Here is an 11,124-nt window from a genome sequence, read left to right as displayed (position 1 = left end):
CATTTATGATGTCTTGGGGACCGATTTGCTGGGTTCTGATCTCAGAGATTTTTCCAAATAAAATCAGAGGAAGTGCAATTGCGATTGCTGTTGCTGCACAATGGGCAGCAAATTATTTAATCTCATCAACCTATCCTTTTATGATGGAATTCAGTGGAGCGTTTACCTACGGTTTTTACGGTGTAATGAGCATTTTATCACTGGTTTTTGTCTGGAAATGGGTTCCGGAAACGAAAGGCAAATCTTTAGAGGAAATTGAAAAGGTCTGGGAAAAATAAATATTCTTCAATTATAATTAATTTTGTGTAGGGCATCGTTTTCGGTGCTCTTTTTTATATTTGTAATTAAGAAATAATTTATGAATATTTTAAATCGATTATTACTCATCTGAAAGCAATCACTGCAAATGAAAAATGATTTAACTAATAGATTTGTCGCGAAACAGATTTATATAAATCAGCTTCCGGAAAAACTCAGCTTATTAATTCAAGGAAAAACAGAATTTGATTTTATCGGAATCACTTCTAATGGCAACGACTGCATTTATTTTGCAAAACACGGTGAATATTTAGATATTGAATTTGAAGCAATAGAAAAAACGCAAATACCATATTATGAAAAACTAAAACTTTTTGCTTTTGAAAATAAATTTAAGATTGAAGAATCTGTGAATAAAAAGATTCCTTATCTGAAGATCAAAACAAATGCTTCTATAGAAGAGACCCTTCATTTAGCTCAAAAAATACAGCATGATATTTTTGGAAATAATGAAAATACGAAATATGAAATTGTACCGTAATATTTAGAAAAATATATTAAATTGAGTTTGTCTAAACTTAAAAAAAAATCATGTTGGAAAATGCACAGGCGCAAAGTGACAAAAGATTTCAAAATTGGCCGTTGAAATTTTATCGCAGATAAAATCGTTGCGTCTTAAAACAGAATATGAATTAAGATTTGCTCCTTTGCGATGAATAAATTTAAAGTTTAAACAAATTTAAATAAAAAAAGAAGTATAAATAAAAAGAAAATTACCTTACTACTTCCAGTTCTGTTTTACCTTTCGGAATGTGAAAATACAGCATATACGTATTATTTTTATACTGATTTTCGCCCACTTCAAAATTTCCCCAAAGCGGAGAACTGTTGTCTATATTATCAATTAATGTAACAATTTTTCCGTTTCCGTAGATGACCATTTTGTAATTTTCCAGCGGTTGCATTTCAAGTCCTTTCTGTCCCCATCTCTGTAAAAAAGTAGAAAGAAAATTTTCATTGGTTTTTTTATCATAAAAAAAAGCTTGCGCCACTTCTTTTTCTGCAGCCAATTTTGCATTAGCCATCTCATCAATTTTTCTGGTTTGAAGCCAGCCGTGAAATCTCTGGTATTCTTTTACAACTTGTTTTTCCAAAGTTGCGCTGTTTATTTTAGACAGATCGGTACTATTTTCCCAACCGTTTAAAGCATAAGGAACATCTGCCTGAAAAGTTCCGCTATATTCTATGTATGGTTTTCCGGCATCACTTAAAATATTCTGTCCGCTTTTATCATCCTTTTTTAGAGGAGCTTCAAACTTTACAACTTTACCGAATCTTTTTTCAATATCACCATTTTCGCTGAATCTTACGCCTTCAATTTCCATTTCGACTCTTGCTCCGGGCTGAATTTCATTTTGCGGAACCAATGTTACTTCACCATTCACTTCTTTTCTGTCTCTTACGGGATAAACTCTTATTTTCCAGGTTTGAACTCCAGGTTTCAGAATCGCAATGTTAATCGGCGTACTTCCGCTGGATGAGCCGTCTCCGGGACCGAAATATCGATCAACAGGATAATCGTTTATCAATACTTCATAATTACAACCCCCGATAAATATCATCGCCTGATAATTGATACGCTGATCGTAATGTTTAACATTTTTATATAAATTTCCAAAAATTTCTGTTGCTTTTCCGTCCATAGCTTTTTTGTTTTGCCCGCAACTCTGCAGACTAATTAAACTGATTATTAAAATGAAGTATTTGTACATATTTTTTGATTTAGTCTTTTTTGGAAGGAAAATAAAATTTCCCCCATTTCTTTGGTTCTTTCCAGGCATCAATTGCTTGCCATGTAAATTCGTTGGTACTTTCAATGGAGCCATATTTTGATTTACCGTCACGACTGCTTACCTGCCCAGAAAAACTTGCTTCACCTTTTATTTCCAATCCTTCGAAAGTCATTTCCGGAGCAAGATACCATCCGTAATCATCGGTATCAATCGGAGCTTTTGCCGTCCATTTTGCGGTTGCTTCTGCACCTAATTTTCCTGTCACGATAACTTTTACAAAGAATTTTTTCTTTTCGATATTTAATTCTATTGCGATTTTTAGTTTAAATTCCAAATCACATTTAAGCTCTGCAACCTGCTTGTCATTGGCATTCCGGTCATCTTTATTAAAGCTGTTTTCGCCTGTTTTGGTGTTGAGAAAACCTTGTAATTTACCTCCAAAAGTACCCGTAGCGCTTAACTCACAAGTAATTTTGCTTCCGTCACCAATAATTGCCATCGTAATATCTGCTGCAGCAATTACCGCCAAAGCGACAGGATGCGCTCTTTGTGCTAAAGCAAGAAAATCTAATGTTGCGGTAATCCCAATTAAAGGGGTGAGTTCTAAAACTCCCTGCAAAACAACACCGGTCTGGTTATAAAACGGGCCCCGCTGACTAATATTTTCTAAACTCCATTCAAACTGGGCTTCCAATTGCGGCCATTGTATGCTGATGGAGCCGATTGACCTAGTGAGTTTAAGCTCATATTCTTTAGACTGGCGGTCCATTTTTCGTTGGAGAATATTTATATCGTTTTCAGCTCTTGCTTTATCGCGGTCAGTAACCAAAGCACTATATTTGGCTTGCGCAGATCTTAACTGCTCTCTGGTTTTCTCTAATTCACGCTTTTCTTTTTGATCTTTTTGATCAGCAACGCTTTCTAAAGCAGCTTTATGTTTAGCATCAGGCTCTTTGTATTTTTCATCTTTCTTATTTTCATCTCCTAAAAAAACTGAATTTACAAATTTCCCGATTGCACCTAAGCTGTCTGTTAATGCTTTTACCTGTTTTGTAACGTCTGCTGTGGCATCATATTCATTTTTCTCATCCCATTTTGCTCCTAAAGAAATGCCGATGCTTTTACCGTCGCCTGCAGCAATCCATTTTTGAGGCTCTCTTTTAAATTTTGCCTTTTTTGTGTCTACATATCGCTGGTTTCCCCAAAGCTCTCTTTCTACCGTAGAGTTTTTGTAAGATAATTTTAAACTCCATCCTACATCAGGATAGGTTTTAACAGAAACAGCCTGTTGATATCTGCACGTATTACTTCTTACCATGTATGTATTTGTAGGGACACCGTTTCCTAACCAAAAATACCTGAATATAGGGTGTACAGGTATTCCCGCAAGATTTATCGGAGTGTAGTCGTAAATATATCTTGCTTTAAATTTCAGCTGCTTATCATCACCATCTGCTGTATATTTTTCTAATTTACCATCAAAAGCAATTAATTGCTGAGCGCTCATATTTGCTTTATCACCTCCTATCTGAACTTTTATAGTACTGTTCCCGGATGTGCTGCTTTTTTCTTCTTCCTCTTTGGCATCTTTCTCAAACTCTTTTTCAGGATAATCTATTAAACTTAAAGCATGCTTTTCGTGATCATTGAGTGTGCCGTCAAATGAGCATTCTGTAGTATCTGTATCAAGATCTATCGTGATATCATGGGTATTATTCACAGGTCCCGCTACCAATTCGAAAAGATTCAGCGGGGGAACAGATTTGTCTTCCAGCAAATCTATAGTGCGGGTTCCGTCGCTTACCTCAAATTTGTTATATCCGCACGGATGAAATGCCTGAAAATTTGTTTCAATCTTATCTACAAATACCGGAACGTTTCCTGTTTCCGGCATCTCTACTTTTACAGATTCGCGGCAATTAACTGTTAAAAAAGAATCTAAATCTTTTTTCTGATTGCCAAAATGAATGGTCGGTTTAATGATAATCTGCACTTCACCGGTACACCACGCAGGATCTACAAATACATCAAGTACTGCTTTCTGAACATTTGGCAGCGCAGAAATAGTTCCGTCTGCCCCATCTTCTTTCGGATCGACAAGATGCCCTGTAATCGTTCCTGCAGGAGGTTGTATACTTTTAGGATCTGAATAATCATAAATTTCAACTTCTGCTAAAAACAAATCTTTAGAATCTATAATTTCGTAAACAGAATCCGGCTGATCTGGTTTTTTATTGGCATAAACCTGAATCACACTTCCGTAAGCATTTGCCTTTAATGTTTTGCCATTCGCTTTCAGCTCAACTCTGATATTGTGTCCATACATACTTCTTGTATAAATATGTAGCTGAACTTTTGAACCAGGGATCACCGGTTTATCAATTTTTAAAGGGTTGCCGTCTTTATCGTAACCGTACCATTCCGCTGTTAAAATCTGCGGGCTTTGGCTTTCAGTGTGAATGTATAAACCAGATTTTATATTTCCTGTAGGAGAAGAGCCTTCAAAAAAAGGTTCAAGCCAGGCAAATCCGCCTCCGTAAAGGTGCTGCTTAAGTGATAAATTTACTTCTGTGCTGCCTTTTGCAATGGTTTCATTCCTTCCGTTTGGTAAGCTGCTGCGTTGGTAGGCTAAATTCCAGGCCCAGACAACAGATTTAAATTTATTTTCAAAATTTTCTAATTCCTGATTTAAATTTTTTAAAAGATTGTCTTTAGTATTTTTTAAATTTTGAGCTTTATTGCTGGCTATTCTTATATTTTCATCCATACTTACCTGAGCGTGGGTTACCTGTGCACCGTTGTGGCTTTCAAGCTCGGTCCTCCTAAGACAATTGCAGTTAATGTATTATTTTCCATTGTTATTCTATTAAGATTCTATAAAATCTGTTTTCCTTATATACTGACCGAGATCTGTAAAAGGGAACAGTTCCATCAAAACTTCTTTTTCTGCATTCTCTACATTTTGTGGAGTTGCTTCCATTATTTGCCCATGATTAATGATGCTTATGCAATCCGGAGCTCCGATCGGGCAAGTTGCTTTACTGTCTTCAAGTAATGCTTTTCCGCTGTTGTCCTGCAAAGTAATTTTATCGTAGAAACCGTTCCATTGCGTAACCGTTACCTGACAAGGATTATTGTTGAGCTTTGTGCAGCTTCCAAACATATTTTTTTCGAAAGTTTTACCAATATCCATATGGGTAGCCATCAGTTTCTGACTTCCGTTTTTGTCGTTAATATATCGTTTGCTCTGAGTCAAAACTTTTAGCTTATCCGGAACCGACCCAAATTTACAGCTACAAATAGCGCCTTGGCAAACAAGATGTTTCTCACTCATAATCTGCGATTTTTGATTGACTTATTAATTGAGATCTCCCAATTCGTAAAGCTGAAAATCAATAATATGTTTTTTATCATTTTCAAAATAAGAAATAGATCCTGTTACAGAATATATTGCTCTGGTGTCTTTATCTAATTTATAAAGCAAATCTACTTTCCCTTTTTCTTGGTTTTTATTAAATAAATTTTCTTCTTCAAATCCGTTTATTCTTAATGCGATTTTATTGCCTCTCGTCAGTTTTTTCTGCAAAGAAAATTGTATTTTATAATTCATCTGCTTTGCAGTTCCTGCGTGATAAATCTGCAACAAACCTTCTTTTTTAAAACCACTGTATGTCTGATAAACAGGCAGAAAAAAAAGTTTAAAAAACAGATTTCTTTCTAAAAACTGCAGCTTTTTATTGAGATTACAAAAAGTATCATCAAACTGCTGAAGGATTTTATCTGTTGTCTCAGACTGGTAATACTCTTTTAGTTTTGGCAGCGTTTCGTTTTCCCATCTTTGGGCAATTTCATCTGCATTTACAATTTTATCCAGGCTCCCGTTTTTTTTCATTGAAACCTGTAAAGGATATAATGTATCATTAGCTTTTTCAAACAATTGCTCGATGGTCTGATCAATATTTTGGTTGTTTACATACGTTTTTTCTTTCGTCAGTTCTAAAAAATACGGTGTACGTTTTACGTTTATTTTGTAATGTATCTGAAGATTTTTTGGAGTAAAATTGATCACAACTCCATATTTTTTCGCTTCATTTTTTATGGGTAATTCGAGCGTTGTACTTTTTAAAACTTTAATATTCTGCTCTTCAAAGTTTTTTGAGGGCAGATAAACATGCTGTACATATTTAGATAAATTTAAACTCAATAATTCCTGCAAATTGCAATGCTGATTATGAAACTGTACAACTTCCTGAGGAGTCATCTTATATTCTCTTGAAAACTCTTCGAGATTGAAGACTCCCTCTATTTTTACTTTCGCAAATTTTGTTTCACTGCTCATTAGCTGCTTACCGAAATATTAAATTTAAACCTTACTTTTTAAGCGATTTCAATTTGTGAATTATTTGGATGATTCTTTAAATTTTCTTTTGCTTTTATAAATCCTTACACTGTCTGCTTTCAATGGCTGATTATTTAGAAAAATGTCAAAGCTGTTATTGTCTGCACTAATTTTAATATTCATTTTAAAGTTTTTTTCTGCATTTTTAAATGCTTCATTTGCTTTTTCCCAATTCAGGAAAATACGTCCTTCAAAAGCTTCACTTTTACCGGTTTCCCAAAAGAAATCTATTTCTTTCGGTATCGCTCTTTCTTTTACAGAAGGGTTTCCTGCGATCGGTCGCAAAAGAATATCTCTTTCACCATTATAATAATCTGTATTGATTGAAAACAGCTTAAAATTTTTGTTATCTGAACTTATATTGGGCGACCAGTTATATTTTTTTCTGTAATTAATCCATTTTTCAGGTGACTCATCAGGAAGATAATATTCTTTCGCCAGCTCTTCAAACAATGCAGCATCTACTCTGTATGTTTTCTGGTATTTTTCTTTTAATCTTTTGATCTCAGCTTCGTTGGTGATTTTTTCCGCCTGATATTGTCCTACTTCGATCTGAGTTGGTCCGAATCCAATCCAGACTACCACCATTCCTTTGGGGGCAAAGCCAAAAATGAGATCAGACATCTTATAATAAGATTTTGCATACGCATTATATTTTTTGCGGTAATCTGGCTCATTATTAATATTGATAAACTCTTTCATCGGCTCATCAGAAGATTCCGATTCATCCACAGCATACGCTCTCTGAACAAGCTCCTTTATTTTATCCTTCGGAAAATTTGCTTTTAAATGATAAAATGCATTTTCACTTTCTGCATAATATTTTATATCTGCACCAACGGGAGTTCCGGTCTGCTCTGTAAAACCTTTCCCTGAAATTCCCCAAGTTCCTGAAGAACTACCATAAGGCAAATGCGCAGAAGTGCCTTCCAATGTTATTAAAGAATCTTCTACGGGAGTTATCAAATGTTTATTATCGGTGTGCGAAATCTGCACGTTATATGACGGAACTATCGATTCTTTCTCCATTTTTTGGCAATTCATGAGCTGAAATAAGCCCGTTAAAAATATTATTATTTTAAATTTATCCATCTAATATTGTTCTTTTACGTTCTGACGAAGGATGCACCCCCGATACGATAGGCCCCATTCCAAAAGCATCTAAATTGGCAGACCAGTGTAAATATCCTTTCCTTAAATCTTTCAGATCATTGGTATTCATATTAAAATTCAGATAAGAATAGCTTTTTGATGTAGAAACATAGTCCGAAGAAGATACTTTCTGCCCTGAATGTGCTTTTGTAACATAATTGTTTTTCAGGTCTACACATTTTTGCACATATCCCTGAAGATGCGATGATATTTTTGTAACCGTAGCATCTGTTATCTTGTTTTTCTTTCTTTGTCTATCTAAATATTTAACCCCGAAAAAATCAGAAAAATGAAACATATAATGCAGCGGAAGTTTATCAAAATGGTTTGACAGATCACGCTTTCCCCACAGTTCATATTTATATTGCGCCCCAAATCTGGTAGGGTATGTTTTCGTTACAATGCTTATCTGAGCAGGATCGTACCATCCTTCTTCAATCAGGATATTGCGATAGTTTTYGCATGATGTTTTATCATTAGTTGCTTTATAGATGAGAACATTTTCATTTTCCCCGTCAACATAACCGCCTCCGATATCAGAATGTACGCCGGGTAACGTAAATTGTAAACCTTTTATACCCGAACTTTCAATATTTGTTAAGCTAAAATTATCTCTGAATTCGTCTGCAGAAGCGATCTGGAATATGAAATTGGCATTCTGAACAGAATTCAGTCCCAATTGCTCAGAATCATTTTTTACAAACCAGTTACCTCGGTGATTGGCTCCGTAAGAAGCCACCGTATCGTATAAACCGACAAAGTTGAAAACTACTTTTTTTATTTTTAAATTATTTGCAACTAAGCATGCTCCGAAATACCCGAAATTTAATAGGTAAGAATCTGTCTTATCTTTTGGTATATTTAAAATTTGGTCACTTCCTTTTTCATCCTGGTTTTCTTCTGATTTCGACAATTCATAAAAATCAGGCGGATAAACCGTTAAATCACCACCCATTTTTTTAACGGTTTGTGGTGCAGTTGTAGAAACTGTTATAAAATGACGTGCCGCTGCTGCGCCTCTACTGAATCCGTAGACATTTACCGAAAGTACATCAATCTCTTTACTCCCGAATTTATTTTTGATGGCTTCGGCTCCTTTTACACAGCCTTTAGTAACTTTTGCTTTTATTCCCCTTTCAGCAACACCCAAACCGGCGCCTCTTACAGGTAAGCCAAGAGTGTCGTTGTCAGATTTTCCATCAACCGTTCCGATCCCTTCAATGTACCACGAAACCTGATTATCTGCAGTAGGATTTATCGCATCATATCCTCTTGCAACATTAGAATAATCATTTGCATAGCTGCCGGATTTCTTCTCTTTTGAAAGCCCTTGCTGGGTATTTGTTTTGTTATTAAGCGTGCCATCAAAAAAAAGATTCAGACTTACATCGACTGTATTAACGGGTTTATCGTTAGGATTTACTTCATTAGGACTGTTATAGCTCACTCCTGTATCAGTCCCGTTTTGTAAGACTTTCCTTATCCCATTATGAGCAATATCACCTTTCGAGAAAGCCAGCTGGTCGCCTTCTGTCTGGGAATTTACCTTACCTTCAACAAAATATTCGATGCTCATGACTAATAGTTTTTAGACTTTTCGCCACTGTTATTTTTTACTTCTTTTTCTGCGTGATGCTCAACGTTTCCTTTACTGCTTACTTCAATGCCCTGCAAACTGATAAGCTTATGTTCCTTTTCTCCGAAAGTTTCCATATCACCTTTTACATAATGCGTTAATTTGCCTGTAACATTGGTAAAAAAACTGCCAAGAACCCCTACATTTTTCATGGCTCCTACAGATTCAGAAAAATTCATGGTTACATTTTCTGTTTTATTCATCCCTACCGTGTTCGATTGATTGGCTCCAACAGTAGTCGTCATATTCTGTCCTACAGAAATATTCATATTTCCGCCGGCATTAAAATTAATATCATTCGGTGCGGTGACTGTAATATTTCCATTTCCATCCATAAAATAGGTGTTTCCGCTCGGGTCTTTTATGGTTACGCTTTTATCGTCGTCATTCATCAGAACTTTAATTCCGCTTTTGGTCTGAATGGAACGCATATGATTATTGATTCCGCCACCCAATCCGATTCCCCCATGAAACATTCCGCCCATCACAAAAGGTCTGTCGGGATGGTTGTGTACAAAATTCACCATCACCTGATCACCAACTTCAGGTATGGCTACATAACCTCTGTTCTGTGTGATCTGATCGGTTCCTCCTGCATCGGGACTCATCATTCTTATAAAATGAGTCGTATCATTCGTTTGCCAGTCAAATCTTACCTGAATTCTTCCCTGCCCTTCCGGATCGGTGTTCGAAATAACCGTTGCAATCTGTGGTTGTGCAATTGGAACTGTAAATTCAGGCTTTGGTAAAAATCCTGTATCAGATGCGATGCCTGCAAAACTTCCCGTGTAATGACCGATCGTATCAATCTCATGCGTTGTTTCCGTGATCATGATTCTTGTGAAATACGAAGTTTCATTCGTATCAGGTTTTCGCATTTCAATATCTACACTGCATCCCGGATGTAAAAAAGGAACCGTTGTAGAGCCTGAAAGATTGAATACATTCACCGCCTCACTTCCCGATGCACTTTTTTGTGAATATTCTACATCCAAATGCGTTGTTGCTTTAATTGGAGCAACCCGTAATGATGGGGTTTTATAAATCGTATCGTTATGCTGATAAGCCGTTTTTGCCAGTTCTCCCACATGTTGAATCGGGGTGGAACCTGATTTTAAAACTTCATTTTTATTGCTGTTATAACCATAGAATTGAGGCTTTGTATGAACTGCTTTTAATTCAACTTTAATGTCGTTTGCGCTACTTCCGTAGGTTAATTTGATGGGCTTATTTTGAGGCGGAAGCTTCCCGAAATGAAGGACTTCTCCGTCATAATAAAACTGTTCGCCATACGCTTCTGACATTCTAGCCAGATAATTGTAATGCGTTTCATCGTATTGGCTGCTGTAAATGATCTGGGAATAATCATTTGTATCAATCCTGATATCGAAACGGCTTTTATCTAAACCTTGTTTTATCACTTCTTCAGCAATAATTCCCATATTGACCGCCTGGTTTCCGCCAAAACTCTGAGTATGAGGCGCCCCATCCAGTAAAATAGTCGGACTGTAACCCGATAAAACGATATTTCCCAGACTCATTTTTTCCTGGCTGAAGCCTACTCCGGTGATAACGCCTACAAAAGTTCGTTCAGGGCTGTTTTCGATGTCTTTATAAGAAATTACGGCCGTTAATCTTTTGCCTAAAAATTTGTTGGCTTCTTCCAAAGTATGGGTTTGGCGGTCGCCCAAAGTATCGTGCGCTAAAGTTAGTGTAAATTCATGATGCTTCTGCGAACTCTGCGTGAGCCTGAAATGCTTGTAATATTTGATCACCTTACCTTCAATGACCAAAGATAATTTTACCAATCGGTTGATCCCGGTATGATGATTCTCTGAAATCCCTGCCGCATTCTGAGACGGTCGGAAAACGGAACCTCCGGTTTT

The 11,124-nt window shown here is 36.3% G+C and carries 9 protein-coding genes; 2 read left to right on the top strand and 7 right to left on the bottom strand.

Going from position 1 to position 11,124, the window contains the following annotated elements; genetic code table 11:
* Both AB4Y90_RS14530 and AB4Y90_RS14525 read left to right on the top strand, forming a co-directional pair.
* Window positions 1–278: MFS transporter (locus AB4Y90_RS14530; protein WP_441558261.1), on the top strand; the 278-nt coding region annotated here is incomplete at its 5' end.
* Window positions 279–406: 128 nt separating this feature from the next.
* Complete coding sequence (locus AB4Y90_RS14525; protein WP_441558260.1) at window positions 407–799, top strand: hypothetical protein; 393 nt, start codon at window positions 407–409, stop codon at window positions 797–799.
* 232 nt (window positions 800–1,031) lie between these two features.
* Here the strand turns inward: AB4Y90_RS14525 and AB4Y90_RS14520 are convergent, their stop codons facing one another.
* From AB4Y90_RS14520 to AB4Y90_RS14490, 7 genes are all read right to left on the bottom strand, one after another.
* On the bottom strand, window positions 1,032–2,030 hold the full coding sequence (locus AB4Y90_RS14520) for a hypothetical protein (protein ID WP_441558259.1): 999 nt from the start codon (window positions 2,028–2,030) through the stop codon (window positions 1,032–1,034).
* A gap of 10 nt (window positions 2,031–2,040) precedes the next feature.
* Complete coding sequence (locus tag AB4Y90_RS14515) at window positions 2,041–4,818, bottom strand: hypothetical protein (protein ID WP_441558258.1); 2,778 nt, start codon at window positions 4,816–4,818, stop codon at window positions 2,041–2,043.
* Between the two features lie 99 nt (window positions 4,819–4,917).
* Window positions 4,918–5,385 carry a DUF4280 domain-containing protein gene (locus AB4Y90_RS14510; protein ID WP_441558257.1) on the bottom strand — a complete coding sequence of 156 codons (468 nt, stop codon included), beginning with the start codon at window positions 5,383–5,385 and terminating at the stop codon, window positions 4,918–4,920.
* A 24-nt stretch (window positions 5,386–5,409) separates the two neighbouring features.
* On the bottom strand, window positions 5,410–6,390 hold the full coding sequence (locus AB4Y90_RS14505; protein WP_441558256.1) for a hypothetical protein: 981 nt from the start codon (window positions 6,388–6,390) through the stop codon (window positions 5,410–5,412).
* 60 nt (window positions 6,391–6,450) lie between these two features.
* Window positions 6,451–7,479 carry a DUF2931 family protein gene (locus tag AB4Y90_RS14500; RefSeq protein ID WP_441558255.1) on the bottom strand — a complete coding sequence of 343 codons (1,029 nt, stop codon included), beginning with the start codon at window positions 7,477–7,479 and terminating at the stop codon, window positions 6,451–6,453.
* 55 nt (window positions 7,480–7,534) lie between these two features.
* A complete protein-coding gene (locus AB4Y90_RS14495; RefSeq protein WP_441558254.1) occupies window positions 7,535–9,178 on the bottom strand; it encodes a T6SS phospholipase effector Tle1-like catalytic domain-containing protein in 1,644 nt (547 codons plus the stop codon).
* Window positions 9,179–9,180: 2 nt separating this feature from the next.
* On the bottom strand, window positions 9,181–11,124 hold a 1,944-nt coding region (locus tag AB4Y90_RS14490), incomplete at its 5' end, for a type VI secretion system Vgr family protein (RefSeq protein WP_441558253.1).

This window comes from Chryseobacterium sp. 2TAF14 (assembly GCF_052115105.1).
GTDB lineage: Bacteria > Bacteroidota > Bacteroidia > Flavobacteriales > Weeksellaceae > Chryseobacterium.
Note: the sequence above shows the minus strand (reverse complement) of the source record. Positions and strands in the feature narration are given on the sequence as shown.

Bases quoted from the DNA above. Each gene is read 5' to 3' on its own strand.
- AB4Y90_RS14525 (WP_441558260.1), top strand. From the start codon at position 407: ATGAAAAATGATTTAACTAATAGATTTGTCGCGAAACAGATTTATATA.
- AB4Y90_RS14520 (WP_441558259.1), bottom strand. From the start codon at position 2,030: ATGTACAAATACTTCATTTTAATAATCAGTTTAATTAGTCTGCAGAGT.
- AB4Y90_RS14515 (WP_441558258.1), bottom strand. From the start codon at position 4,818: ATGGATGAAAATATAAGAATAGCCAGCAATAAAGCTCAAAATTTAAAA.
- AB4Y90_RS14510 (WP_441558257.1), bottom strand. From the start codon at position 5,385: ATGAGTGAGAAACATCTTGTTTGCCAAGGCGCTATTTGTAGCTGTAAA.
- AB4Y90_RS14505 (WP_441558256.1), bottom strand. From the start codon at position 6,390: ATGAGCAGTGAAACAAAATTTGCGAAAGTAAAAATAGAGGGAGTCTTC.
- AB4Y90_RS14500 (WP_441558255.1), bottom strand. From the start codon at position 7,479: ATGGAGAAAGAATCGATAGTTCCGTCATATAACGTGCAGATTTCGCAC.